Below are 25,975 nucleotides of genomic sequence, written 5' to 3'. Positions count from 1 at the left end.
CTTGTGGCGAGCACGCTCGCCACACAGTCATTCAGTTCAAAAATGGATCGGGTCAGTTCGCCGGAGGCTTCTTCGCTGCTCGCGGCTTTTTCTCGGTAGCCTTTTCGCCCGGCGGGACTACTTTGGGCGTGGCCGCCGGCTTGGCTTTCGCTGCCGGTTTGGCTTTGGCGGTTGCCGGAGTCTTGCCGTCGGTGCTTTTCGCTGCAGCGGCTGTAGTCTTGCCAGCCACTTTGCTGCCCGCCGCTTTCGGTGGCTTCTTGGGTGCCAGCGCTTCGGCCTCGGCCAGCTTGCGCGCCATTTCCCAATGACGTTCTTCGTGGCCTTCAGGTTTCCCTTCCGACTCCCAGATCTGATAGGCGAATTCGCGAATGCGTTTATCGTCGGTGCTCATCGCAATGCTCCTGAACTGAACTCATGCTTGTGTTAAGTGTTGGATAAAGAGATTGACCGGGACATCCCCCAGCGCTTCGCTGACATTCAGCTCCCTGTTTTGTGTGACTACGCTGCTTGCAAAAAGTCCCTTCAGGTTTGCATCCGAAGCGGCAGACGGTAAAACCACCCGCGTATCGCCCCAGCGCCGCGCATCGACCTGCGGCATGGCACTGTTTTCCAGCAACGTCGCGCAACGCACCGGCACTACCACGATGGCCCGCACGCCTTCGTGTTCACGCGCGAATGCCAAGACGTTGTGCGCCTGACTGCCCAGTACTTCCAATGGCTGGTAATCGCCACGACGGAACAGCTCGCTGTGTTCCTTGCGCAGGTTCAACACCTCACTGATCAGCGCCTGTTTGATGCGCCCGTCACGCCAGTCCTTGAGCAGTTCGGTACCCGGCACAGATGCCTGCAACGCTTGCTCGCGGGCGGCGTAATCCACCGGCCGACGGTTGTCCGGGTCCACCAGACTGAAATCCCAGTACTCGTTGCCCTGGTACAGATCCGGCACACCCGGCACGGTCATGCGCAGCAAGGTTTGCGCCAGCCCGTTGAGCGCGCCGGCAGCGGCGATGCTGTTGACGGTCTTGCTCAGCGCCGCACGCAGCAACTCGCCTTCTTCACCGGTCAACAGCTTTTCCGTGAACGCCTGTGCTGCGTTTTCATACGCTTCATTCGGCGCGCTCCAGCTGCTTTGCAGCTTGGCTTCACGCAGGGCTTTCTGTTGCCACTGCCAGATGCGCTTGGCGTAATCGGCGAAACCGGCCTTGTCGTCGTCCTGCAGGTCCAGCGGCCAACTGCCGAGCAATGCCTGATAGAGGATCAGTTCGTCGCCAGCGGAAGGCGCGTCGTCTTCGATGCGCACGGGGCGGGCGAGGGCGCGCCACAGTTCGACCTGATCGGCGTACCAATGGCTGCGTTCGCTCAGCACGGCCAGCCGGGCGCGAGTGTCTTCGCCACGCTTGTGGTCATGGGTAGCAGTCGCGAGCAGGTTGTCTGGAAACTCGGCCATGCGCTGTTGATTGACTTCGTGGAACTCACTGACCGGCGCGCTGAATTGCTCGGTGTTGTAACCGACATCATTGCGCGACAGCAGCACCGCCGAGCGATACAGCGCGGTATCTTCCACGGCTTTGGCCGCCGCCGGCGAAGTCAGTTGCTGGAAACGCACGCAGGCATGCTTGAGGATCTTGCGCGAGCGCCCCCGTGGCTTGCGGCGCCAAGGCGTGCCGCCGAGCCAGCTGGCGACCGAGTCGAGCACTGGCCAGTCGGCTTCGCTGAGGGTTTGCCGCGCACCGTCCATGGCGTGCTGGAAAATCGCTTCGTCCTGCTCGGACCGGCCCATGGCGCTGATGTAAGTGCGATAAACCGGGAAGTGCACGATCAGCGCATGCAGCACGCGGCGAATCGCGCCCAAGGTCAGGTCGCGGGTCATCAGGTCATCCCGCGCGACTTGATGCAGGGCCTGCGCGACACTTTCAAAGTCGCTGGCCAGCGAGCCGTTGAGGATCTGCTGACGGGCCAGTTGCGCTTCTTCCATGAACGCAGCCGGGCGCTCAGTGCGGCGCTGCCAGAGTTCGCCGAGCACGTGTTCGCCGTCCGGGTCGTGTTGCAGCAGCGACAGCTGATTCATGAACTCGTAGCCGGTGGTGCCGTCGACGCTCCAGTCGCGGCGCAGGGTTTCGCCCTCGCCGAGGATCTTCTCGACATAGATCGGCAGATGACGTCCCGGCGCCAAGTGATCAAGGCGACGGCGCAATTTGCGGCAGTAGCCACGCGGGTCGGCGAGGCCGTCGATGTGGTCGATGCGCAAGCCGTCGACCAGACCTTCTTCGACCAATTGGAAAATTTTGCCGTGGGTCGCTTCGAACACCGCCGGACGCTCGACGCGCAGGCCGCCAAGCTCGTTGATGTCGAAGAAGCGCCGCCAGTTGATGTCGTCCGCCGCCGTGCGCCAACTGGCCAGGCGATAACTCTGCCGTTCCAGTAACTCGTGGAGCTTGTGGAAGCCTTCCTCGGTGGTGGAATCGTACTGTGCGAGGTTGCCTTCGATAGTCGCCAGAACACGCGGATCGCTCGCCAGCTCGCGCAGCTCCTGCTTGAGCGGCATCGCCAGCGAATGTGCGTCGGTCTGGTAGCTGAGTGTGCTGAAGCGATCTGCCAGAGTCTTCAGCGTGTCGTCGGACTTGAGCAGCTCGCCATAGTTGTTCGGGCAGATCGGGAAGTGGTGGTCGTAATGCTCGACGTAAAAAGTGCCGATCTGCGCGTTGAATTTCAGCTTCAGCGTGCCTTCCTGCAACGCCACGCCGTAATCACTGCCAAGGAACGGCAGCAGCAACTGGCCTTCCATCAACGGGTCCGGCGAGTGCCACTGAATGTCGAAGAATTCGCCGTACGGGCTCAGGCGTCCCCATTCGAGCAGGTCGAGCCACCACGGGTTGTCATTGCCGCCCACGGCCATGTGGTTGGAAACGATGTCGAGGATCAGGCCCATGTTGTGTTCGCGCAGGGTGCTGATCAGTTGGCGCAACGCCGGCTCGCCGCCCAGTTCCGGATTGACCTGGGTCGGGTCGACGACGTCGTAGCCATGCATGGAACCGGCGCGCGCCGCCAGCAGGGGCGAGGCGTAGATATGGCTGATGCCGAGGCGGGCAAAGTACGGCACCAGTGGCACCGCTTGTTCGAGGGTAAAACCTTTATGAAATTGCAGGCGCAAGGTGGCGCGCAGTGGCTGGATTTGCTGTTGATTCATTGGTCACGCTCAGAGGCTTGAAGGCGCGCGCAGGCCAGCAGTTCCAGGCGGCGGGCGGCATCGGGGCCGTCCAGCAACGCTTCGCTGGGACCGGGCAAACGTCGCGACCAGTTCGGATGTGAATCGGTGGTGCCAGGCAGATTCGGCTGTTCATCGATACCCAAGGCATCTTCCAGCGGCAGCAGCACCAGCGGCGCGCGGGTGTGGCCGAGGAAACGCACACTGGCATCGACCACTTGATCGGCTTCGTGGGACTCTTCGCGGAAATTCTGCGGATCCTGGCGCAGTGCATCGCGCAGGCCTTCGCGTTCACGCTCACGGTGCCGGCGCCAGTCGATTTCGCCGTTGGCATCAACCAGACCGAGGCGTGCATTCCAGTCAATGTCACGGCCATGCCACCAACCGTTGAGTGTCGGCAGGTCATGGGTGCTGGTGGTCGCCAGGGCATCATCCGGCCAGTCGAGAATCGGTTTGAAGCGGGTGTTGTCCTGTTCGAACAACAATACGCGCATGCCCAGAATCGAACGCGCGGCGAGTTTTTCCCGCAGGCCTTCCGGTACCGTGCCGAGGTCTTCACCGAGCACAATGGCCTGATGCCGATGGGATTCCAGGGTCAGCAGGCGCAACATGTCGTCGAACGGGTAATACAGATAGGCGCCATCGGCCGGAGCGGCGCCGTTGGGAATCACCCACAGGCGTTGCAGGCCCATGACATGGTCGATACGCAAGCCACCGGCGTGGGCGAAGTTGGCGCGCAGCATGTCGATGAAGGCGCGGAAACCATTGCGGATCAGCCCTTCCGGCGAGAACGCGGAAATGCCCCAGCCCTGGCCGCTGCGATTGAGGATGTCCGGCGGTGCGCCTACGGTCAGCGAGGCGAGCAATTCGTCCTGGAAACTCCAGGCCTGACTGCCAGCACCGTCAGCACCGACGGCGAGGTCGGCGATCAGACCGATCCCCATGCCAGCACTGCGCGCAGCAGTTTGCGCTCGTTCGAGGCAGCGATGGATCAGCCATTGGCAGAAGGCGAAATAACCGATGCGCTCGGCATATTCCTCGGCAAACGCGCCGAGCGCTGCGCCGCGCGGGTCGTGCCAGTGCTCCGGCCATTCGCGCCAGTCGAGGCTTTCGCCACGGGCGGCGCGCATTTCCTGAATCGCTTCAAAGCGGCAATGGTTCTCCAGCGCTTCGCCACCGGCGTGACGAAAACTGGCGAAGTCGGCGTGCAGCGGATGCTCACCAGCGACGAAACCTTCATACAAGGCTTGCAGCAGCTTCTGCTTTGCTTCGGCAGCGGTCGGCCAGTCGATCAGCTTGAGATTTTCCAGCTGCTCGAACTGCGCGGCCAGGCCACTGGCATCAATTGCATCACGCAACGCGCGTTCCCCGAGAATGCTCCCCGGCGCGGCATACAGTGAATTGAGAAACAAGCGGCTGGACGGCGAATAAGGGCTGTAGCGGCCATTGTCTGCGCTGAACATCGCGTGCATCGGACTGATCGCCAGCGCATCGGCGCCACGTTCGCCCGCTACACGAACCAGTTCCTCCAGCGCCTGGGTATCGCCAAAACCACCGTCACCCGGACGGCGCAGCGAATACAACTGGGCGCTCAGACCCCAGGCTCGCGGGATCGGGCTATCGACCGCATCGGCGACGCTGAAGCAGCGTTCAGGCGCCACGGCGAGCGTGAAATACTGATCGGCGATATGCACTTGCTGATAACCGACCGGAATCAAGCCGGGCAACATGGCTTCGTTGTCCAGCTTCAGGTTCATCTGCGAGCCGTCTTCAAGATGGATTTCGCAGGGGGTTTCCGGTGAGAAATAGCGGCTCAGGTCGAGGGCAACGCCCACGTCGCAGGTCAGCAGGGGTGGCAAATGGCGGTCTTGCTGGACTTCTTGCAATTCCAGCAGGCTGGCATCGATTTCTTGCGCCGTACTGGCGGGGTGGCCGAGTCCGATCAGGACATTGCGCAACACAGCAGGAGCGACTTTTTGCTGACGCCCGTTGGCGTCGATCCAGTCGACGGCAAGGCCGGCTCGACTGGCGAGTATTTCCAGTTGCGCATCGCTCATAGGCGCTCTCCATCCAGGGGGTGCATAACGGGTGCGGCCGTGAGGCTGACGAGCGCGGTGTACGCCGGCAGTTGGTTCGGGTCCGACAGTTCGACTGCGGCTGGCTGTTGAAACAACCATTCGGTATCAGTCTGTGCAGGGTTGACCACTGGCGTGTCACTGAGGTTCAGGTCAATTCGCAGCTCACTGCCGTTGCCCAGTCGCCAGCGTGCGCTGACCGCGCCATGGCCGAGCATCTGCGCGCCCAGAGCCTGAGTCCCGGAGAGGTTGGGAATGATGTATTGGTGCCGCAACTTGAGCAGTTGCCGATAGAGCTCTTGCGTCTCCTGTTGTAACGGCGTGCCACTGCCAACTAGTCGTGGCTGTGAGGCGCGGAAGGTTTCTTCGGCATTCGGATCGGGGATCTGTTCGCGCTTGTGCGGATCGGTAAAGGCACTGAATGCGGCGAACTCGTTGCGCCGACCTTCACGCACCAGTTCCGCCAGTTCACCGTGGTGGCTGGTAAAAAACAGGAATGGTTGCTCGGCGGCAAATTCATCGCCCATGAACATCAGCGGAATCATCGGCGACAGCAGCAACAACACCGTCGCCGCTTGTACCGCACGCGGGTCGGCGAGCTGATGCAGGCGTTCGCCAAAGGCACGGTTGCCGATCTGGTCATGGTTCTGCAGGAACAGCACGAAAGCAGTGGAGGGCAGATGTTCGCTCGGCTCGCCACGGGGTTCGCCATGGCGAGTGATGTGGCCTTGGAAAACAAAGCCCTGACTCAGGCAGCGCACCAATTGCTCGGTGGGTTGCGCGGCATAGTCGGCGTAGTAGGCGTCGGTTTCGCCGGTCAGCAGCACGTGCAGGGCGTTATGACCGTCATCGTTCCACTGCGCGTCGTAATCGTTTTCCAGCAGGCTCGACTGGTTCAGCTCGTTCTCGACGGTCAGCCAGACGTGCCGGGTCGGGTCTATCTGCTGGCGAATGCGTCGGGCCAGATCGCTGAGAAAGTCGGGATCCTCAATCGCGTGCACCGCATCCAGACGCAAACCGTCGAAACGGTATTCGAGCAGCCACATCAGCGCGTTTTCAATGAAGAACTCGCGCACTTCCGGGCGACGGAAGTCGATCGCCGCGCCCCAGGGCGTGTGCTTGTCCTCGCGGAAAAAGCCTTTGGCGTAACGATGCAGATAGTTACCGTCGGGACCGAAGTGGTTGTAGACGACGTCGAGAATCACCGCCAGGCCATGGCCGTGGGCGGTGTCGATCAGGTGTTTGAGTTGTTCCGGTGTGCCGTAGGAGGCTTGCGGTGCATAGGGCAGCACTCCGTCGTAGCCCCAGTTGCGATCACCGGGGAATTGCGCCAGCGGCATCAATTCGATGGCGGTAATGCCCAGCGCCACCAAGCGCGCCAGATGCTGTTCAACTTCGGCAAATCCACCGAGCGCACCGACGTGCAGCTCGTAAATCACCGCTTCGCTCCACGGCCGACCATTCCAGGTCGTGTGCCGCCATTGGTAGGCATGGGGATCGACCACCACACTGTGGCGGTCGAGGTCACCATCCTGCGCTCTGGAGGCCGGGTCCGGCACCTCCAGTTCGCCATCGATGCAGTAACGGTAGCGACTGCCCGCCGGGCAATTGGCCTTGATTACAAACCAACCGTCGCCCTGAGGCAGCATGGGCAACGATTTTCCATCTTCCAGTTCCACACTGACGTAGAACGCGTCAGGCGCCCACAACGCAAATTGCGTGTGCTCGGCATCCAGCATGATCGCGCCGTGGGGCCAGGTTTCTTGGGTCCTTGACGGCATTTTCTGCAACTCCCTGGTTATTTGTGGCTGGCTTTACCCAACGCCTTGGCGACCAGTTGTTCGTAAAGTTCGGCGTACGGTTCAACCGCTTTGCTCCAGTTGAACGGTGCAGCCATGGCGCGGCAGCGCATGGCATTGAGCAGTTCCGGGAAGGCGAAGACCTTGAACGCGCGGCTCAGGGCTTCCTTGTAGCTATCAACGGTGGACTCATCGAAGAGGAAACCGGTGACGCCGTTTTCAATGGTGTCGGCCAGACCGCCGGTGTTGCGCGCGACCGGCAGCGAGCCGAAACGCTGGGCGTACATTTGGCTCAAGCCGCAAGGTTCGTAACGCGAAGGCATCAGGAGGAAATCGCTGCCGGCGAACATGCGTCGGGCATCGGTCTCGTTGAAGCCGATGCGCACGCCGATCTGGCCAGGAAAGCGCAGGGCCAGTTCACGCATGGCTTGCTCTTCTTCCGGCTCGCCGCGACCAATGATCGCGATCTGACCACCGTTCTGCACGATGAACTCGGACACCGCTTCGGTGAGGTCGAGACCTTTCTGATAGACCAGGCGCGAAACCACGGCGAACAGCGGGCCGGAAGAGTCATTCAGGCCGAACAGCTCACGGACGTGGGCGGCGTTGACCGCTTTGCCTTCCCAGTCGCCGATGGCGAACGGGGCAAACAGGTGCGGGTCGGTCGCCGAATCCCAGCTCTCGTCGATGCCGTTCGGGATACCGCTGAGCAGGCCTTGCTGGGTCTTGGCGGCAAGGAAACCGTCGAGGCCACAGCCGAAGTCCGGGGTGGTGATTTCCTGAGCATACGTCGCGCTGACGGTGGTGATGTGGCTCGAATAGGCCATGCCGGCCTTGAGGAACGACATCTTGCCGTAGAACTCCATGCCTTCCTGTTGCAGGGCATGGGTGGGAATCCCCAGCTCTGGGCAGGAACCGAGGCTCGTCACGCCCTGGTAGGCAAGGTTGTGAATGGTGAACAGGGTCGGCGTGCGCTGCCCGCGCCAGTGCATGTAAGCGGGCGCGAGGCCAGCCGGCCAGTCATGGGCGTGCACCAGATCCGGGCGCCAGTGAATTTGCGCAAGATTGGCGGCGATGTCGGCAGCGGCGAGGCCGAGACGGGCGAAGCGGATATGGTTGTCCGGCCAGTCGCGACCGTTGTTGGCGCCGTAAGGGCCACCTTCACGCTCGTAGAGTTCAGGGCAGATCAACACGTAGATCACCAGGCCATCGGGCATGTCCATGCGTCCGATCTTGCAAGGTGGCAGCGCAGCGTGGCCACCCAGCTCGCCGATGATGTGAATCGGGTTTTCGCTGTGCACCACTTGCGGATAACCGGGAATCAGCACCCGCACATCATGCAGATGGGCCATGGCCCGGGGCAGGGCGGCGGAGACGTCACCGAGGCCGCCGGTCTTGACCAGATCGGCGATTTCCGAAGTCACGAACAACACTTTTTTCTTGTTGGGATTCTGGCTTGCTACCGGAGCAAGCGTCTTGGTGCCGGGTACGTTGATCTGTCGGCTGCCGGGAACACTGATGGTGCTCGATTCTCCAAGCGACTGGTGAGCACGCTCTCCCTGAATATCCAATGCCGCACTGATCATATGTATCTCCCGTGTGTGATCTGATTCTTGTCTCGAACAAGCTGTTTCGTGGCCAAGTCCTGTGGCCGGGCGCAAAGGCGCCACGCATCGGTGAGCAAATGCTGACCCAACACGCGCAAGCAGAATGGGTGGTGAGGCCGTTGCAAGGATTACACCAGTCGCTTTCGCCCAGTTGTTCTGATGACCTGTGGCGTGAAGCAAAAGTTTCGACTTTTTTTCGTCGGTATGACCGAGTGGTTTGGCCACTGAAAAATCAGTCTAGGCCAGATCCTAGAGCGGGTTAGGGCAAATGGGTAAATTGTTCGACAATCGGTTGTGTCGGGATGTAAGCGAGGGTTCAGGAGCGGAAACGCTCCGACGAAGGGCATGTTTTTCGGTCGGAGTGGGCCAAAACGGTGACTGGGTAGTCACGGTTTTGTGCTAGGGGATGGGCCGGTTGCACCGTTGTGGTGCGAGGGTATTTCAGAGCGGTATCTGAGATGAGACCTTCGCGAGCAGGCTCGCTCCCACATTGGAACGCGTACAACCTGTGGGAGCGAGCCTGCTCGCGAAGAGGCCTGTTGCAGCAACTGAACTTTAAAGTGATGGAATCAATTCAACAGACGCACCGGCTCCCCAGTTGCCCAACCCTGAATATCCTCGATCATCTGCCGGAAGAACTGCTCGTAATTCTGCCGACTGACATAGCCCACATGCGGCGTGGCGAGGACATTGTCCAGCGTGCGAAACGGGTGCAGGGCCGGCAAAGGCTCTTGCTCGAACACGTCCAGCGCTGCCCCGGCAATGCGCCGTTTCTGTAGCGCCTTGATCAACGCCGCTTCATCGACGATCGGCCCGCGAGCAGTGTTGACCAAAAGCGCGCTCGGTTTCATCCACTCCAGCGCTTGGGCATCAACCAGACCGCGACTGCGTTCACTGAGCACCAGATGCACCGACAGCACGTCGGCCTGCTCGAACAGTTGCTGCTTGCTGACGTACGTCACGCCGACCTGTTCCGCGCGTTCGGCGGTGAGGTTCTCGCTCCAGGCGATCACCCGCATGCCGAACACCTGGCCGAACTGCGCGACCCGCTGGCCGATGCTGCCCAAACCCAGGATTCCCAGGGTCTTGCCATGCAGATCGCCGCCGAGGCCCTGTTGCCACTGGCCGGCGCGCAAGGCATTGGCTTCCTTCACCAGATCACGGGTGGCCGCCATGATCAGCGCCCAGGTCAGTTCCGGTGCGGCATGTTTGTAACTGTCGGTGCCGCAGACCTTGATGCCCAGCGCTGCAGCGGCCGGCATGTCCAGCGCCGCATTGCGCATGCCGCCGGTGACCAGCAACTTCAGATTGGGCAAGCGTCCGAGCAAGTCGGCGTCGAAACGCGTGCGTTCGCGCATGACGCAGATCACCTCGTACTGGCCGAGGCGCTCGGCCAGTGTCGCGTTGTCGGCCGGGTAATCATGCACAAAGGTCACTTCACCGATGCTCTCCAGCACGGACCAGTCGACCACGTCGCGTGCCACGTCCTGCCAGTCATCGATCACTGCAATCTGCACCGTCATCGGCTTACCTCATCATGGAGCGGAAGGAGTCTTGCCCAGCCAACCGAGCAACGCCTGATGGAATTTCTCCGGTTCTTCCATTTGTGGCGCGTGGCCCATGCCCGGGAATTCGATTAGCGTCGACTGCGGAATCAACTTGGCGACCTGTTTGCCGAGCACCTCGTAGTGGCCGATTTTCGCTTTGACTTCCGGCGGTGCGAGGTCCTTGCCGATGGCGGTGGTGTCGGAGGTGCCGATCAGCAACAGGGTCGGCATCTTCAGGTCCTTGAACTCGTAGTACACCGGCTGGGTGAAGATCATGTCGTAGATCAGCGCCGAGTTCCACGCGACCTGGGTCTTGCCCGGACCTTTGCTCAGACCGGCGAGCATGTCGACCCAGCGATCGAATTCGGGCTTCCAGCGGCCGTCGTAATAAGTGGTGCGCTCATAGTCGCGAATGCCCTTGGCCGTGACCTTCAACTCACGCTGATACCACTGATCGACGGTGCGATAGGGAACACCGAGGGCTTTCCAGTCTTCCAGACCGATCGGGTTGACCATCGCCAATTGATCGACCTGCTCCGGGAACAGCAGCGCATAACGGGTGGCGAGCATGCCGCCGGTGGAGTGGCCGAGCACAGTGGCTTTCTGAATGCCCAACGCCTTGAGCAATTGCTGGGTGTTGGTCGCCAGTTGCTGGAAGCTGTACTGATAGTGCTCGGGTTTGCTGGAGGTGCAGAAGCCGATCTGATCCGGCGCAATCACGCGGTAGCCGGCATCGCTCAAGGCCTTGATCGAACTGTCCCAGGTCGCCGCGCAGAAATTCTTGCCGTGCATCAGCACCACGGTGCGGCCGTTGGCCTTGCCATTGGCGGCGACGTCCATGTAACCCATTTGCAGCTTCTGACCCTGGGATTCGAAGGCGAAGTGTTTAAGCGTGTAGGGGTATTGGAAGCCTTGCAGCTCCGGGCCGTAGGCAGGCCCTTCGGCGGGGGCGGTTTCAGTGGCCGCTTGCGCCATTAATGGCAGGGCAGCGCTGAGGACGAGGCCGGGCAGCCAGCGGGAAAGCGTGACGGACATAAGCACTAACTCCTTGAAAATTGGCCGACTCTGGAAGGTCGGGATTACGCCGACGTTAAACAAAGGCAATCACAGGAAGGGTTGGTTCAACCGAGCCAGCCCAGTGTCAGCAAGGCCAGCACGCCATAGCGCGCGCCTTTGGCCAGGGTGACGATCAACAGAAAGCGCCCGAGCGGTTCGCGCATGACGCCGGCAATCAAGGTCAGCGGATCGCCAATCACCGGCAGCCAACTGAGCAGCAGCGACCAATGCCCATAGCGCTCGTAGTGCTTGCGCGCCTTGGCCATATGCCGCGGACTGACCGGGAACCAGCGTCGATCCTGAAACCGCTCGATGCCCCGTCCCAGCCACCAGTTGACCAGCGAACCGAGCACGTTGCCCAGCGTCGCCACCGCGAGCAAACCCCACAGCCAGTAACGCTCGCTGACGATCAGGCCGACCAGCAGCGCCTCGGACTGCAACGGCAACAATGTCGCCGCGCCAAACGCAGCAAAGAACAGGCCGAAGTAGGCTGCCCCCATCAACGGGCCGGGTAGTCCGCCACTACCACATCAGCGCCGTCCTTCTTCAGGCCGATGACCTGATACGCGTCGCTCATGCCGTCCATTTCCATGCCCGGTGAGCCCATTGGCATGCCCGGTGCAGCCACACCCAGCAGATCGTCGCGCTTGCTCAACGCAAGCACCTGATCGGCAGGCACATGGCCTTCAACGAATTTGCCATTGATGATCGCCGTGTGGCAGGACGCCAGACGCGGTGGTACGCCGTGCTGCTGTTTAAAGCTGCTCATGTCGCTTTCGACGTGATCTTCGACTTTGAAGCCATTGGCTTCGAGATGGCTGATCCACTTTTTGCAGCAGCCGCAATTGGCATCGCGGTGCACTTCGATCGGGATCAGTTCGGCGGCTTGCGCCAGGGAGGAGATGAACAGGGCGCTCAGGGCGAGCAGACGCAGTTGGCTTCGCATGGGAATGGGCTCTCGACTCGGTGAAGGTCAGCAAGAACGCATTTTGACCTGTTTTCCCGCTCCTACATCAACTGAGTGTTTCCAGTTGCTACAAAACACCCGAACCATTGTAGGAGTGAGTCTGCTCGCGAATGCGGTTGACCAGCCGCAGCTCCAGTGACTGAGAAATCGCTTTCGCGAGCAGGCTCCGCTCCCACAGGGGATTGGCGTAAAGGCCAACATCCCCGTGGTCGCGGTTGGCTTAACTGACCTTGAACCGCCCCATGATCGCGCTCACGCGGCTGTTGGCTTCGAGCAACTGGCGGGTATTCAGCTCGCTGGCCTGGCCGCTCTGCACCAGTTCGTCGACCATGTGACGGATCTGCACCATGCTGCGGTTGATCTCTTCGGTCACTGCGCTTTGCTGTTCGGCGGCGGTGGCAATCTGCGTGCTGAGGCTGTTGATGTGGCTGACCGAACCGGCCATTTCGTCCAGCCCCGAGTTGACTCGGGCGGTGGCGTCAGCGGCGGACTGGCAACTGGCCTGGGTGTTTTCCATGGCACTGACCGAGGAACTGACGCCTTGGGTCAGACGGGTCAACATCTCGTTGATTTCCGAAGTGCTGGCCTGAGTGCGGGCGGCGAGGGCGCGGACTTCATCCGCTACCACCGCAAAGCCACGACCCTGTTCACCGGCCCGGGCCGCTTCGATCGCGGCGTTGAGGGCGAGCAGGTTGGTCTGCCCGGCAATCGCACCGATCACGCCGAGAATCTCGGTAATGCGCTGGGCGTCCTGCTGCATGTTTTCAACTTTGTGTGTAGCGCTGGCCACTTCGTCGATCAGCGCGACCACGCTGTTGGTCGCTTCACCCACCACGACGCGCGAGCGATCGGCATTTTCATTGGCGCGCTGGGTGAACGCAGCGGTTTCAGCGGCATTCTGCGCCACGCTTTCAGCGGTGGAGCTCATTTCGGTAATGGCGGTGACAGTCTGGTCGGTTTCCGACGCGTGACGCAGCAGAATCTGGCTGGTGTGCGCCGAAGTGCGCTGCAGATTATCGAGGCTGGACGCCATGGCACCGGTGGCCTGGGTGACTTCGCCGATCATGTTCTGCAAATAGACGATGAAGGTGTTGACCGAATGGCCGATGGCGCCCAGTTCGTCCTCAGCGCGAATGGTGATGCGACGGGTCAGGTCGGCGTCACCGCTGGACAGTGAATCGATGTTGGCTTTCAGAGCCTTCATGCGCTGTACCAGTTTGCGAATCGCGTAAACCTGCAACAGCACCAGCAGGATCACCAGCGGTATCTGGATCAGGCTGAGACTGTTGAGCACATCGTCACGCTGGGCGGTGAGCATTTTGGTCGGCAGGGCGGTGGCGAGGAACCACGGTGTGCCCTCGATAGGGCGCATGAAGAATGTGGCGTCTTCACCGTTGTTGTCGAACTCGACGCGTTGCGCTTTATCGCGGTTCTGCAGGCCGGTCTTGATCTGATTGATGAAGGTCGAGCTGGCCGCGAGTTCGCTGATGTTCTTCAACACGATCGGACCGCTGATGCGCGAGCTGTTACTGATGATCTTGCCGTCAGCCTCGACGATGAGCATTTCGGCGTTGAGGTCTTTTTCCTTGCGCGCCACCAGGTCGTTGAAGAAGCCCAGGGTCACGTCGATGGTCGAGACGCCCCAGGCGCTGCCGTTCTTGTAGATCGCCATGGCGCAGTTGGTGCGCGGCTCGGCACTGGCGTCGTCCTTATAGGCAGCGGCCCACGCGCACTGGCCGCGCGGGGTGGCCATGCCGCCCTTGTGCCAGCTCTGGTCGTAGTAGTTCGGTGCGGCGTCGCTGTTCCAGAACGTATTGACCTTGAGCTGACCCGAGGCATCGCGATGCCAGAAGGTGCTGAACTTGTTGCGCCCGGCTTCGCGCTGGCCGGGCAACGGCCAGATACCGCCGCCAAAGACTTTCAGTTCGCCGTACTGATCCACCAGCCCTGGCAACACCACGTCGATGGCTGCACTGTCGAGCAGGGGGATGGTCTGGGTGATACTGCGTTGCTGCGCCTGCACCTTGTTCAGTTCGCCCTGAATCTGCACGGCGACTTCGGCGATGCGGTTGAGCACGACCTTCTCTTCGGTATCGCGCAGGGTCGGTGCGACCAGTTGGCTGATGCCGACCACGGTGAGCACGGACAACAACAGGATGAACAGAATCAGAAACAGCGTGTAGCGAGCCTGAATTGTGCGCAGTGCGGGCATGGAACTGATCCTTGAGCGGCGTTTTTGTTGGAGGGCAGGAATAAAACAGGGCGGGTATCACAGCGTATCGTCGTTACGGGCGGAAGCTTTAGGTACTTGCGCGCCGAAAGAACTCAGGTCGATGACCGGTTGGTATCAGGATTGGTACATCCCTCGCAATCGCCACAGTTGTTACATCCTGATGACGGCGCTGAAGCAATGTTTGCGGGCCTTAAGCTCGGTGTCATGAATGTACGAGATTTGTAAAAAAGCGCACAAAAGGGTTGGTTGGATCAGGCGAAGCGGCCGATACTCGCGCCCATTCAATTGGTTGGGACAAGGACATTTCATGCTCATTGCACAAGGAATCCTCGCATGACGATCGGCTATACCGGCGCCTGGGAAAGCAAGGCGGGCGTAATGGTCCGTGATACCGGCGCGAAAAAGCAGGTTTCGCAGAGCGTCAAGGTGCAGCAGATGCTGACCCTGGTCGGCAACGATCCGAATGCGCTTAACGTCGCGGAGATGGACAAACAGGGTTTGCGCAAGCAGATCAAGGGCTTTGATCCAGCCAACGTCTCCGTCAAGCAGTTGGGCAACCTCAGCGAATTCCTGCGCGGGCGCGGCCTGATTTCCGAGATCACCTCGATCACCTTGCTCAATGCCGGCGACAAATTCGACCGCTTCGGCGTGCAGAAAGACCCGGAGGCGAAGTTCAACGCGCTGGAATATTTCGCCACGCAGCTCGATGCCATCCAGACCAACAGTCTCAATGGCAATTACTACGGCAAGAGCCTGATTCCCGAATTCAAGAAAGCCATTTACGTCCTGCAGAATCTCAAGACCTATGGCGAAGGCAATGCGGCAGTTCCGTCCGACAAAGGCCTGACGGCAAAGGCGTGACATCTGCCGATGAAGCCCGCTCATCCGTGTGCGGGCTCCGGCTGATTACACCGCAGCCATGGCTCGCCCAGTGAGTTGACGTTGTGCCTGGTCGTGTAACTGCTGCATGTGCGGGCAATGCAATGTCAGCTTGCGCGTGCGGTAGCCGCGATGAAACAACGTCAGCCAGCCTCCTCGATTGTCTTGCGCAGGCGCCAGACCGGTGAAAGCAAAACCGATGGCGTTAAGACTGTGCAGATCCACGGCAAACTGTCGGGACAGCTGCAAACGAATCGAAATCAGCCAATGCCCGGGCAACGTTCTCAGCTGATCGAGCAGTTCCGGTTCGAGTTTTTCCACGAGCATTTCATGCCGATTGCCGTGTTGTTGAACCTGAACCGAGGGCCCGCGCCAGCATGCTGCACTGGGAGAACAGCCAAACGCCGCCGTCATACGCTCCATGAACGCACGGTAGCGGGTTGGCCACGGCTGCTCCGGCAGCGGGCGCTGATAGCCGTCTATGGCGCGGACACCCAAGACGATCGACTCCGGTGTTTTGCCGCCAAAGGGTGAGCGGACATAGTCCGGCAACAGTCCGGTGTTATGAAAACCGAGACCGATAGCCATGCGTTGGGTATAGGGGTGGTGGGTGACCTGTTTGATCGAAACGCTGCGACAACCCAACGCTTGTGCATGAGTCAGCAGTTGCGCGCCCAGGCGCGTGGCAATGTTCTTGCCGCGGGTATCGGGATGTACGACGCTCAAGGCCAGTTCGGCATCGTGCGAGCTTTCGCTCTGCCGATACAAAGTGGCATGGCCAAGAATCCGCTCTCCCTCCACTGCAACCAGTGAGTGCCAGCGTTTGTCGGCGTGGTTCTGGTTGATCAGGCAGGGCAGGTAGACGTCGCTTTGCACGTAATGATCGCCATAGACCTCGCGAAACAGCTGGCTGACTGCCGTGGCGTCGGTGTCACGGTAATTGCGCAGGATCAACGCTTCCATCACGCACCTCCCTGTCATGTCGGTCGTAGCAGCGTAAATCGACGATCCGCAGGCTTTTCCCTGCGCGAGGATGGCGCTCAAGGTCCTCGAAGCGGCAGCTCCGTATACGCAGCTGCAATAACCCGGCGCCTCGCAGTTGCGGTATCTGCGGATACAGTTCGATCAAGCGGGCCTCGAGTCTGTCCTCGATGCGGGTCGATCTTTCGTTGACTACGTATTTCACCGTCAATAGATCCCTGCCGTCGTCGTGCTCGACCAATAACTGCCAATCGTTGCTGCCAGTGATGCTCCGTACGCTTTCGCTGATTTCATCGGTCATCAGCGACAGAATGCCGACCCGCACGCGCTGACTGTTGCCGCTGCGACCCCGCAGGGCGAATTTGCGTTGTGCAGTGCCCGGCGGTTCGCGCCAGCACGCGAGATCTCCGACGGGATAGCGGATCAGCGGCATCAAACGGCGATGCAGATTGGTCAGCACCAGCAGACCGGTTTGATCGCAGGCCTCGATCGTTGCGCCGCTGTGCTGATCGACAATCTCCAGCAGTGCGTGACCGTCAGGTGTGCGATGTTCTCCTTCGATGCAGTCACGATGACTTGCACCGATGAATCCGCCATCGACGCTGGCGTAGCCGATCGAGGTAATGCGCGCGTTGGGCAGCACTTGCTCGAGAAGCTGGCGTTGCGAGGCAAACAGACTCTCCCCGCCATAAAGCACGCTATCAACCAAGGGCAGCGCAAGGCCGCGTTGGTCGAGCCAACTGGCGAAGGTCAAAAGTTGCGCAGGCAAGCCAGCCAACACGTTGATCCGGTGTTGCACGATGGCATCGACCAGCATTGGCGGGTCGACTTCGCCGGTAAACGGAAACTCGGTGATAGGCGTTTCCACATGGGCCAGTGAATCGTGGATAAACAGGAAACTGGCGTAGAGGTCGCCAGCGAAGAACAGATTGGCGACACGGTCGCCGGAGCTGAATTGCTCGCTCAGACTGCGGCCGAAAGCTTCCACTGTGCGTTGCCATTCCGTGCGGGCATATACGGAGAGCCTGCCGCCGCCGGTTGAGCCACCGGTCTTGAAGACCAGGGCGTGGGCAATCGGTGCTGTCAGAACTGGCCATTGCGCCAGATCCGCGCTGTCTTTCCAGAAGTCTGCCGGATCAAGTAGTGGCAGTTCGCGCAGCGAGCTTATTGCCTCGGGAATATCGGCGAGGCTGTTCCTGTAGTAGGGCGAATGCTTGCGGGCAAAACCCGTCAATTCGCTAATCGGGTCGGTTGTTTTCACGGTGTATTCTTCTTGATTCGAATGAGCCAGCTCACGGCAAGCGTCAGCGGCGGGAGTCAATGACCAGCGGCGTCTTGCCGCTGTGTTTGTTTTGAACGAAGTGCTCGGGCGGGCATTGTTCGATCTGCAGCACCAGCAATCCGCTGTCGACCACGGTCATCAGGGTCAGGTAATCGGCGAGACGGTGTTTAGCGATGTCGGCTGCAAGTTCGCAGTGCAGTTGCATGCGCTCGACGCCGTCAGCGCTGTGGTCCAGCTGCAACTGAAACGGCACTTGCAGCCGCGACGCCAATTCGCTCAGGGAGATGAAGTCAGTGCCGATGCGCAACAGCTTGCCGTGGCGTTGCAACAGCTCGAAGCGTGGCGACGTCAGCCCGCAGGCGCAGACGCCCGGCAGCCAGCGCCCGGTGTCGCCAATCTCATAACGCTGCACGCGCTGGCCCCCTTCACGGGCGAGCGAGGTCACCAGCAGCCGACCGACTTGATCCTCGACCACCGGCACATCCTCATCGAACGCGACGATTTCCAAGTGCTGGATCGCGTTCATCAGATGGAAAACGCCATCCGCCGAAGCCTTGCAGGCATGGCCTAGCGGGCCGGCATCGACGCTGCCGTAGATCGCCGAGCGAATGCTCGAGACGCCACAACTGCGCAGCAATGCACGGTTCTGCTCGCTCAGGTGCTCGCCACCGAGAAAGACTTTTTCAACCCCGCCATAAGCGCGCAGCCGCTGCTGCTCATTCAAAAACAGGCGATGCAGTGTGGCGGGCATTCCCACCAGGACGTTGACCCGTTGGTCGATGATCAATTGAGCAATCTCCCGATAATCGTCATCAGCGGGGGCGGCCATGGGCAGGTGCGTCACCTCAAGCAATTCCAGCGCTTTGCTGAAGCTGAGAAAACCGCCGTACAGCCCGCCACAGAAGAACAGGTTCATGACCCGATCCCGCGCCGGATCAAGACCAGCGGCGAACAGACCGTCAGCGGTTGCGCGCATCTGTCGATCGAAATCGCGATAGCTGTAGCCGGCCAGAGCAGGGGTGCCGCTGCTGCCTCCGGAGCGGAAATACAACTGCGCCTGATCGTTGATGGGCTGGGCGACGAAGGCCTCTTTGTTCATGATCGCAGCGCACGACTTCGCCGCGAGTAGCGGTAAATCGAGACTGGCCTGATTCGGCAGTTGCGTGGCCGCCAGACTCACCGATACCCGCCGACTCAAGCGTTGCAGCGCATAGACGCCGTCATGGGGTTCGCCTGCGTAACCGTCGTGAATGCTGCCGATCGGTGCGATACGCGTGACCCCGGCGGCGATCAACGCATGGGTAAGCTCGGCAATGCGCGGTTGCGCACACATCAGCGCGCAGCTTTGCAGGACGTTGCGCCACGGCAGCAGGGTGGCGGTCAGCAGCGCTTGCGGCAGCGGGTGCAGCAGTACGCTGCGAAACAGCGGTGAAGGCGCGAGTTGCCGATCATGGCTCCAGATCACCCGCCAGCCCGGGCCGCTCCACACTTGCCCGGTGTGTCCGGCGAAACTCTGGCCGAGGCGGGCCATCTGCGTGTGCGTGGTAATTTGCGAGGCTTCCTGGATTGTCGGTACCAGGACCGGCCATTGCGTGGCGCGTCGTTGCAGGGCCTGTGCCAAGCGTTCACCGATATCGCACAAAACCTGCGGATCATCGCTGTCCACCAGCAGCCATTGCGGGCTGGAGCAGGCCTGCTGATCCAGTCGGCAGACTTCATCGGCGACGGCATCAAGCGCCTCTGGCGTAGACGATTCCGGGGTGAGAAACACGAAGCTGATGCGGTGCCCCCAATCGATCCAGCGACAACCCGGCACCAACTGTTGCCGAATCGCTTGCAGGGCCGCTTCGCCACCCCACGCTGCAACGCCGTTGGCGGGTTTGCACAGCTTGCCGATCTGCTCGGTGCTCGCTGGAATCACCGCCACATGTCCGGCCAGTTGTCCGCTTGCATCGCAGTCGACCAACGCGCGCAACAGTTGCGCCGTCAGGCCTTGATCGCTGCGGCTGGGGCGCAACCAGTTGACGTTGCCGGCGAGCAGACTTTCCACCACCGCGCAAAAGGCCAGCAGCGGCGCGTTGGCCGGAGTGATGTGCACCACCAGCCCGAGTGGACGCCAGGCTTCGAAGCGTGGCTGGCGATAATCGAAACGACGCAGGCAATCGGCTTCGGCGCCCAACTCACGCTGGCGTTTGTAGGCTAGCGCTTCGGGTTGGCAGAAATCGATCAGGGCCTGCCGCTGCTCGTTGTCGAGGGGCAGATCCGAGTGCGCGTCATGCAGTTGCCGGGCAAATCCCGCGACTGCGTCGATGACTGTGCGGCTGTCGAGGGCCCTCGCCAAGTGTTGCGGCAACGCCTGTTGCAGGTCTTGCAGCGCTTGGTCGAGGCTATAAGCGTGGTGCAGTTGTCCATTGATCAAATACATATCAGTGACTTCCCAGTAATTCGGCGGCGGCCATTGCGCAGCTTCTGCCCGCTGTGGTGGCGGCGCGGCCGTGCAGTTCGAACCAGTCGCTGGTCAATCCACAGCCGCAACTTGCGCCCGGGTGCAGCGTGGCAAGGTCGCTCATGACCACGGCGTGGGCCGGGCTCGATGAGATGTAAGGCGAGACGAAGCCGAGCAGGCCTTGTTGGCCATAGGGCAGCAGGGAAAAATCCGCCGGATCGCGAATCAGCACTCGCGAATACACCGGCACATGAAAGCGGTGACGGGCACATTCGATGTAAGGCACGGCGTGCTCGACAGCACCGTAACCATCGCGGCAGCGGGCCGGTTCGATGCCCAGTTGCCGATGGATATGGGCGTAAAACTGTTGTTTGGGAATTTCCTGCGCAGCCTGGGTTTTCCAGCCACCGCCAAAAAAGGCCAGCGAACCGGCGGGCAATTGCACATCCTGCACAGCGGTAGCCTGCATGCGTTGCAGGGTCTGCCAGAGAAACGCCGGGAAGCCGAAAATCCGTACCGGCAAGCCTTCTTCAGCGAAAGACTGCAAGGCGGCGATCACGCCGAATACATCGAACTGATGGCCGCGCCCAGTGTTACGCAAGGCGTAGACCACGCGATTGACCGGGGCAAACCGACAGAGAAACTGGTCGGTAAACGAGGTGCCCAAGGTGATGCGTCCTTCGGGTTCGTAGCTCAACAGCAGGTAGTTGCACGGACTATCGGGAGTGTCCCAGGCGTAATGGCGGAAGATCTGCGCAACCATGAACTGCGCGCGAGCCAGGCTGCGTTCGTCGTAACGCATCCGGCTTTTCTGCCCGCTGGTGCCCGACGAAGTCAGTTCAAGGGCGTCTGCGCCGGTGCTGCTCAGCAGCAGGTGTTGCTTGAAGAAACTGGCAAAGATCGGCGGCAGACGCGACCAGTCATTGAGATTGTCTAGGTCCTGCGGCGTCAGTCCATGGGCGTTGAGCCAATGGGCGTAACCCGGGGTGTGATCGCAGTGAAAGCGGCTGATTTCGGTCATCGCCCGATCAAACAGAGCGGGCGCGGCTGAATTCAGGCAATAGGGTTGCGTCAACGCGCACAGCGCGTCGGCATAGGGTAGGTGAGTCATCAGTGTTCCTTACTGAGGCGAGGCCACATCAGATGTGGTGGTTTGCAGGAGCCGGTAAACCATGGGCAGGCACATCAGCCCGCCGAATGCGGCCCAGATAGCGAAGTATTCAAGACGGCTGCCGCCACCGATGGCCGCAATCAGCGAACCGCCAAGGCCCATGACGGCGATCGAAATCATGCCGGTCAGCGCCGACACCAGACCTTTGCTGTCGTCACTGGAAAACAGCGCCAGGCGATACACCGCCGCATTGCTCATGCCCAGCCCGACGGCGTACAGCGACAAACTCGCCACCACCGGACCAAGCCCCGCGCCGAGCAATGCGCACGCGGCCAGAAACAGAAGGCCCAGACAGAACGGCCAGAGCGCCAGTTGAATCAATTGCGTCAGCGAATGAGTCTGCAGCAAGCGGTCGAGAATCAGATTGCCGGCGATGACTGCCGAGAACACCGGTATCTGCCACAGGCCATATTCCAGCGGCGGCATTTCCAGTACCCGTACCAGCAGCAATGGCGCCAGGCCTATCCAGGCGGTCAGCGGCAGACTCATCAGGCCGAGCGCCAGGCTTGCGCAGAGGAAACGCGGATTGCCCAACAGCGCACCGTAGCGCCGACAAGTGAGGCGCCAGGAGAAGGGTACTGGGCGAGTTTGATGACCGTCGCGGTGCTCGACGCCCACGGTTTCCGGCATCCACAGCAACAGGCCGAGCCATACCAGCGCTGCTGTGCATCCCAGCAGCAGAAAAATTTCCCGCCAGCTCAGCCATTCCAGCAGCAGGATGCCAAGCAGCGGCCCGAGCAACGGCGATAACAACGCAACATTGCCGAGCAACGCCATCAGCCTGACGGCGTCGGCTTCGCAAAAAACCTCCTGCAATGCCGGGTAGCTCACGGCGACGACGAATCCCAGCCCCATGCCCTGCAACAGACGCAACAGGTTGAACGCTTCAATGCTGTCGGTGCTGAAAGCTGCCGCGCACGACACACCGAACAGCGCGCAGCCTGTCAACAGCAGTGGCCTGCGTCCGAATTGGTCGGACAAGGGGCCAAGCAACCATTGCAGGCAGACGCCACCCAACAGATAAAGATTGAATGCATGGGGAACATGCCGCGCGTCCGCTTCGAGGTCGGTAGTGACGTCCAGCATCGCTGGCATGATCACGTCGCTGGCCATGTAAGTGAGCAGTTCGAAAGCGGTCAGCGCCAGACAGAAACCGGCAACCTGTCTGGGGCCGATATTGATAAGTGTTCTCTGCATGAACATCCCTGTTTTATGAGTGGTAGGAAGTTCGCAGAGCCTAGGTGCAGACGCACAGCCGACCTAGCCGTTTGCTGCGTCAGCAGATTTCAAAAACTTACGGCATGTTTAAAGGATTGGCGCGGCGCCGAAGCTGTTTACTTGTTTGCGCCAGAGCAGGGAGGGCGGGCCATGCCTCAAGGTCGGCTGACCTTGCAGCCAAAAGTCTTCAGGGGCGGTAACATGAGCGCCCGTTTGCCCCGGCACGTCCCCGTAATTCGGCAAGCGTATGGCTTGCAAACGCATACATTCCAACGTTTCAGGAAACCGCAATGACCCAGAAGCAACGCTTGATTTATTCGATTCTGATCGCCCTGTCGGTACTGGCGATCATGCTGGGCCTGTCCTGGCTGCAAAACGCCGGCATGATCACCGAGAAAACTTTCCAGTACGTCGCGATCGGCGTGGCCGTGGTTGTGGTGGTGATCAATGGCGTGATGCGCCGCAAGGTCAAGCCGTAACGGCGAGCACCCGGTGCCTCATTCGTGGTTGAGGACCGCTGCAGCCTGCGGGTGCAGGCTGTAACTCTTGTCGGCGTTGAAGGTGATCACGCCTTCGGCGCACAAGCGTTTCAGCACTTCGCGCACGCTGAGAAACGACAACGGCACGTCCAGATCGAGCAACTGGCTATGCACGCCACGGACGCCCAGGCGACGATTGCTCTGTGCCGCCACCAGCAGGGCGTCGATGACTTTCAGGCGAATCAGGCTGGTGCGCAGGCCGAAACTCTTCAGTAGCACGCGAATACGCTCGTTGCCCGGACGCTCGCCGCGCTGGGTGAAATTGCCGGTGTGCGAACCCATGGAAACGCCCTGTGGCGTCTGGCTACCGTCCGTTGGTAGTTGCGAGTTGTACATGCGATTACTCCTTTTCAGAGCCAGATCGGGAAAGGTTTTGTTGCGCTCTCTAAACAAGACGTTTCAGCACGACAAATCATGAAAGAAAAGATGTAGAAATTTCGTCGCAAATTCGTCCCGGCCTTGTGATGCCGGCCTCGTGCCGAAAGATTGCCCGCTAAATTTTTTTCCTCAGCTTCGTTTCTTCGACAGGCTCATTGCGCGTGGACGCAGGGGCAATCGACCTTTCGATCAGGAGCAAGCGTGATTATTTCCAGGCAACTCACCGGGCTGGCCCTCGCCAGCACCTTGTTCGGACTGAGCCTGTCGGCCCATGCACTGAGCCCGGCTGCACAAACCAGCGCCGATATTCGCCGCACCAGTTTCGGCGTGCCGCACATTCGCGCCGAGAACGAACGCGGGCTGGGCTTCGGCATCGGTTACGCCTATGCCCAGGACAACCTTTGTTTGCTGGCCAACGAGATTGTGACGGTCAACGGCGAGCGCTCACGCTACTTCGGCCCGGAGCAGTTCACTGTCGAACAACGGGAAAACCGCGTCAGTGATGTGTTCTTCACCTGGCTCAATACTCCAGAAGCGGTCGAAACCTTCTGGCAGGCGCAACCGACGCAGGTCCGCGACCTGGTCGAGGGTTATGCCGCCGGATACAACCGCTATCTGGCCGAACGGCGCCAGCAGGGATTGCCGCAGCAATGCCAGGGCGAGTGGGTACGCGATATCAGTGCCGAGGATCTGGTCAAACTGACGCGGCGCCTGTTGGTGGAAGGCGGGGTGGGCCAGTTCGCCGAAGCCCTTGCTGGCGCGACACCGCCGCAAGCGACGGCGCAGGTCAAGCACGACACCGAGGCGTTCCAGTTGGCCGACGCCCGTCAGCAACGTTTCGCCCTGGATCGCGGCAGCAATGCCGTGGCAGTCGGCAGCGAGCGTTCGTTCAACGGCCGTGGCATGTTGCTGGCCAACCCGCATTTCCCATGGGTCGGCGGCATGCGTTTCTATCAGATGCACCTGACCATCCCCGGCAAGCTCGATGTGATGGGCGCGGCTTTGCCGGGTCTGCCGATGATCAACATCGGTTTCAACCAGCATCTGGCGTGGACCCACACTGTCGACTCGTCGAAGCACTTCACCTTGTATCGCCTGCAACTCGATCCAAAGGATCCGACTCGGTATTTGCTCGATGGCAAGTCGCTGCCGCTGAACAAACAGACGGTTACCGTGCAGGTCAAGCAGGCTGATGGCCAGGTCGTGCCGGTGAAGCGCGATATCTACAGTTCGCAGTTCGGCCCGATCGTGCAATGGCCGGGCAAGCTCGACTGGGACAAGCAATATGCCTACAGCTTGCGCGATGCCAACCTCGACAACGATCGCGTGCTCGAACAGTGGTATGCGATGAACCGGGCCGGCAGTCTCAAGGATCTGCAAGACGCGGTGCACACGACCCAGGGCATTCCGTGGGTCAACACTCTGGCGGTGGATGACAAGGGCCAGACGCTGTACATGAACCTGTCGGTGGTGCCGAATGTCAGCGCGGAAAAGCTGGCCAAGTGCAGCGATCCACGCCTCGGTCTGCGCATGATTGTCCTGGACGGTGCCAACAGCGGCTGTGCCTGGGATGTCGATCCGCAAGCGGCGCAGCCGGGCATTTTTGCGTCCAGCCAGTTGCCGCAATTGCTGCGCAAGGATTTCGTTCAGCACTCCAACGATTCAGCGTGGCTGGCCAACCCGGCGCAACCGCTCACTGGCTATTCACCGCTGATCAGTCAGGACGGACAACCGCTGGGCCTGCGCTCGCGATTTGCGCTTGATCGTTTGGCTGAGCTGAGCAAAAAAGGCCCGTTGGCGGTCAAGGATCTGCAGCACATGGTCATGGACGATCAGGTCTATCTGGCCGCGCAGGTCATGCCCGATCTGCTGAAGTTCTGCGGCGCCGATCTGGGCAGCGATGCGGCCACGCTGAAGCCGGTCTGCGCCAGCCTCAAAGCCTGGGATGGTCGTGCCAGTCTGGATTCCGGGATCGGTCTGGTGCACTTCCAGAACATCATGCAGGCGCTGCTTGAATCACCGGAAATCTGGCGTGTTGCATTCAATCCGGCCGATGCGCAACACACTCCGCACGGCCTGGCGCTCGAACAACCGGCCGTGGCCAAGGCGCTGCGTGAAGCGATGCTGGCGTCGGTCGAGCTGGCCGGCAAAATGGGCCTGAAGCCGGACATGCGCTGGGGTGATATCCAGGTGGTCAGCAGTGGCGGGCGGCAAACGCCGATTCATGGCGGGCCAGGTACGTTGGGCATCTACAATGCAATGCAGAGCGTGCCCCGTGATGACGGCAAACTTGAGGTGGTCAGCGGCACCAGCTATCTGCAAGTGGTGAGCTTCGACGAAAAAGGCCCGCACGCCCAAGGGCTGCTGGCGTTCTCGTTATCCAGTGATCCGGCGTCGAAATATTCACGCGATCAGACCGAGGCGTTTTCGAAGAAACAGTGGAGTGTCCTGCCATTCACTGAGCAGCAGATCAAGGCGGATCCGCAATATCAGGTGCAGACGATCAAGCATGATCAAGCAGGAAAAGTGGCAGCGCAGTAAACAGTCGTCGCCTGAAACAAACGAAGGCCGCCTCCCGCAAGGGACGCGGCC

18 protein-coding genes and 2 pseudogenes are annotated in these 25,975 nt (G+C 60.6%); 3 read left to right on the top strand and 17 right to left on the bottom strand.

Annotation, left to right across the window (positions count from 1 at the left end; translation table 11 throughout):
* Nucleotides 1-52 precede the first annotated feature (52 nt).
* From V8J63_RS10930 to V8J63_RS27775, 11 genes and pseudogenes are all read right to left on the bottom strand, one after another.
* Nucleotides 53-391: a DUF2934 domain-containing protein gene (locus V8J63_RS10930; protein WP_123442544.1), complete on the bottom strand. Its 339-nt coding sequence runs from the start codon at nt 389-391 to the stop codon at nt 53-55.
* Nucleotides 392-412: 21 nt separating this feature from the next.
* Nucleotides 413-3,187 (bottom strand): malto-oligosyltrehalose synthase, encoded by a 2,775-nt coding sequence (locus V8J63_RS10925; protein ID WP_336464031.1) that lies wholly within the window; start codon nt 3,185-3,187, stop codon nt 413-415.
* Nucleotides 3,184-5,262 (bottom strand): 4-alpha-glucanotransferase, encoded by a 2,079-nt coding sequence (gene malQ / locus V8J63_RS10920; RefSeq protein ID WP_123442542.1) that lies wholly within the window; start codon nt 5,260-5,262, stop codon nt 3,184-3,186. The genes V8J63_RS10925 and malQ overlap by 4 nt, the downstream gene beginning before the upstream one ends.
* Nucleotides 5,259-7,061: a malto-oligosyltrehalose trehalohydrolase gene (gene treZ, locus V8J63_RS10915; RefSeq protein ID WP_125926880.1), complete on the bottom strand. Its 1,803-nt coding sequence runs from the start codon at nt 7,059-7,061 to the stop codon at nt 5,259-5,261. The genes malQ and treZ overlap by 4 nt, the downstream gene beginning before the upstream one ends.
* A 17-nt stretch (nt 7,062-7,078) precedes the next feature.
* A complete protein-coding gene (glgA, locus tag V8J63_RS10910; RefSeq protein WP_336464030.1) occupies nt 7,079-8,665 on the bottom strand; it encodes a glycogen synthase GlgA in 1,587 nt (528 codons plus the stop codon).
* A 590-nt stretch (nt 8,666-9,255) separates the two neighbouring features.
* On the bottom strand, nt 9,256-10,209 hold the full coding sequence (locus tag V8J63_RS10905; protein ID WP_130901980.1) for a D-2-hydroxyacid dehydrogenase family protein: 954 nt from the start codon (nt 10,207-10,209) through the stop codon (nt 9,256-9,258).
* A gap of 12 nt (nt 10,210-10,221) precedes the next feature.
* Nucleotides 10,222-11,268 carry an alpha/beta fold hydrolase gene (locus V8J63_RS10900; RefSeq protein WP_125916206.1) on the bottom strand — a complete coding sequence of 349 codons (1,047 nt, stop codon included), beginning with the start codon at nt 11,266-11,268 and terminating at the stop codon, nt 10,222-10,224.
* Nucleotides 11,269-11,354: 86 nt separating this feature from the next.
* Nucleotides 11,355-11,789, bottom strand: a complete 435-nt coding sequence (locus tag V8J63_RS10895) for a YqaA family protein (protein WP_041480976.1) — start codon at nt 11,787-11,789, stop codon at nt 11,355-11,357.
* Nucleotides 11,789-12,235, bottom strand: a complete 447-nt coding sequence (locus V8J63_RS10890; protein WP_041480975.1) for a DUF411 domain-containing protein — start codon at nt 12,233-12,235, stop codon at nt 11,789-11,791. Before V8J63_RS10890 ends, V8J63_RS10895 begins: the two co-directional genes overlap by 1 nt.
* 241 nt (nt 12,236-12,476) lie before the next feature.
* A pseudogene (locus V8J63_RS27780) lies at nt 12,477-13,004 on the bottom strand (methyl-accepting chemotaxis protein); the annotation flags it as partial.
* A gap of 333 nt (nt 13,005-13,337) precedes the next feature.
* Nucleotides 13,338-14,468 (bottom strand): annotated as a pseudogene (locus tag V8J63_RS27775) (HAMP domain-containing protein); the annotation flags it as partial.
* Nucleotides 14,469-14,822: 354 nt separating this feature from the next.
* On the opposite strand from V8J63_RS27775, the gene V8J63_RS10880 reads away from it, so the two are divergent.
* Nucleotides 14,823-15,350, top strand: a complete 528-nt coding sequence (locus V8J63_RS10880; RefSeq protein ID WP_016774651.1) for a hypothetical protein — start codon at nt 14,823-14,825, stop codon at nt 15,348-15,350.
* A 45-nt stretch (nt 15,351-15,395) separates the two neighbouring features.
* Here V8J63_RS10880 and V8J63_RS10875 read toward each other — a convergent pair whose 3' ends face one another.
* From V8J63_RS10875 to V8J63_RS10855, 5 genes are read right to left on the bottom strand one after another with little or no spacing between them, the layout of a single operon-like run.
* The gene (locus V8J63_RS10875; RefSeq protein WP_336464029.1) at nt 15,396-16,331 is read right to left on the bottom strand and encodes a GNAT family N-acetyltransferase; all 936 of its coding nucleotides are present in this window, start codon (nt 16,329-16,331) and stop codon (nt 15,396-15,398) included.
* Complete coding sequence (locus V8J63_RS10870; protein WP_336464028.1) at nt 16,300-17,610, bottom strand: phenylacetate--CoA ligase family protein; 1,311 nt, start codon at nt 17,608-17,610, stop codon at nt 16,300-16,302. The genes V8J63_RS10875 and V8J63_RS10870 overlap by 32 nt, the downstream gene beginning before the upstream one ends.
* 43 nt (nt 17,611-17,653) lie before the next feature.
* Nucleotides 17,654-20,056, bottom strand: coding sequence for an acyl-CoA reductase (locus tag V8J63_RS10865; protein WP_336464027.1), 2,403 nt, complete (start codon nt 20,054-20,056; stop codon nt 17,654-17,656).
* A 1-nt stretch (nt 20,057) separates the two neighbouring features.
* Nucleotides 20,058-21,188 carry a LuxE/PaaK family acyltransferase gene (locus tag V8J63_RS10860; protein WP_197892178.1) on the bottom strand — a complete coding sequence of 377 codons (1,131 nt, stop codon included), beginning with the start codon at nt 21,186-21,188 and terminating at the stop codon, nt 20,058-20,060.
* A 9-nt stretch (nt 21,189-21,197) separates the two neighbouring features.
* Nucleotides 21,198-22,445, bottom strand: coding sequence for an MFS transporter (locus V8J63_RS10855; RefSeq protein WP_336464026.1), 1,248 nt, complete (start codon nt 22,443-22,445; stop codon nt 21,198-21,200).
* A 311-nt stretch (nt 22,446-22,756) separates the two neighbouring features.
* Here V8J63_RS10855 and V8J63_RS10850 point away from each other — a divergent pair, with 311 nt between their 5' ends.
* On the top strand, nt 22,757-22,945 hold the full coding sequence (locus tag V8J63_RS10850) for a hypothetical protein (RefSeq protein WP_016770563.1): 189 nt from the start codon (nt 22,757-22,759) through the stop codon (nt 22,943-22,945).
* Nucleotides 22,946-22,963: 18 nt separating this feature from the next.
* Here the strand turns inward: V8J63_RS10850 and V8J63_RS10845 are convergent, their stop codons facing one another.
* The gene (locus V8J63_RS10845) at nt 22,964-23,341 is read right to left on the bottom strand and encodes a fe2+ zn2+ uptake regulation protein (RefSeq protein ID WP_024012892.1); all 378 of its coding nucleotides are present in this window, start codon (nt 23,339-23,341) and stop codon (nt 22,964-22,966) included.
* 243 nt (nt 23,342-23,584) lie between these two features.
* Between V8J63_RS10845 and pvdQ the strand changes: the two genes are divergently transcribed.
* A complete protein-coding gene (gene pvdQ / locus V8J63_RS10840; RefSeq protein WP_125926870.1) occupies nt 23,585-25,924 on the top strand; it encodes a bifunctional acylase PvdQ in 2,340 nt (779 codons plus the stop codon).
* Nucleotides 25,925-25,975 lie beyond the last annotated feature (51 nt).

Source organism: Pseudomonas sp. CCNWLW23, from assembly GCF_037095675.1.
Lineage (GTDB): Bacteria > Pseudomonadota > Gammaproteobacteria > Pseudomonadales > Pseudomonadaceae > Aquipseudomonas > Aquipseudomonas atacamensis.
Note: the sequence above shows the minus strand (reverse complement) of the source record. Positions and strands in the feature narration are given on the sequence as shown.

Bases quoted from the DNA above. Each gene is read 5' to 3' on its own strand.
- V8J63_RS10930 (WP_123442544.1), bottom strand. From the start codon at position 391: ATGAGCACCGACGATAAACGCATTCGCGAATTCGCCTATCAGATCTGG.
- V8J63_RS10880 (WP_016774651.1), top strand. From the start codon at position 14,823: ATGACGATCGGCTATACCGGCGCCTGGGAAAGCAAGGCGGGCGTAATG.
- V8J63_RS10845 (WP_024012892.1), bottom strand. From the start codon at position 23,341: ATGTACAACTCGCAACTACCAACGGACGGTAGCCAGACGCCACAGGGC.
- V8J63_RS10905 (WP_130901980.1), bottom strand. From the start codon at position 10,209: ATGACGGTGCAGATTGCAGTGATCGATGACTGGCAGGACGTGGCACGC.
- treZ (WP_125926880.1), bottom strand. From the start codon at position 7,061: ATGCCGTCAAGGACCCAAGAAACCTGGCCCCACGGCGCGATCATGCTG.
- V8J63_RS10860 (WP_197892178.1), bottom strand. From the start codon at position 21,188: ATGACTCACCTACCCTATGCCGACGCGCTGTGCGCGTTGACGCAACCC.
- V8J63_RS10900 (WP_125916206.1), bottom strand. From the start codon at position 11,268: ATGTCCGTCACGCTTTCCCGCTGGCTGCCCGGCCTCGTCCTCAGCGCT.
- glgA (WP_336464030.1), bottom strand. From the start codon at position 8,665: ATGATCAGTGCGGCATTGGATATTCAGGGAGAGCGTGCTCACCAGTCG.
- V8J63_RS10865 (WP_336464027.1), bottom strand. From the start codon at position 20,056: ATGTATTTGATCAATGGACAACTGCACCACGCTTATAGCCTCGACCAA.
- V8J63_RS10855 (WP_336464026.1), bottom strand. From the start codon at position 22,445: ATGCAGAGAACACTTATCAATATCGGCCCCAGACAGGTTGCCGGTTTC.
- V8J63_RS10895 (WP_041480976.1), bottom strand. From the start codon at position 11,789: ATGGGGGCAGCCTACTTCGGCCTGTTCTTTGCTGCGTTTGGCGCGGCG.
- malQ (WP_123442542.1), bottom strand. From the start codon at position 5,262: ATGAGCGATGCGCAACTGGAAATACTCGCCAGTCGAGCCGGCCTTGCC.
- V8J63_RS10890 (WP_041480975.1), bottom strand. From the start codon at position 12,235: ATGCGAAGCCAACTGCGTCTGCTCGCCCTGAGCGCCCTGTTCATCTCC.
- V8J63_RS10850 (WP_016770563.1), top strand. From the start codon at position 22,757: ATGACCCAGAAGCAACGCTTGATTTATTCGATTCTGATCGCCCTGTCG.
- V8J63_RS10875 (WP_336464029.1), bottom strand. From the start codon at position 16,331: ATGGAAGCGTTGATCCTGCGCAATTACCGTGACACCGACGCCACGGCA.
- V8J63_RS10925 (WP_336464031.1), bottom strand. From the start codon at position 3,187: ATGAATCAACAGCAAATCCAGCCACTGCGCGCCACCTTGCGCCTGCAA.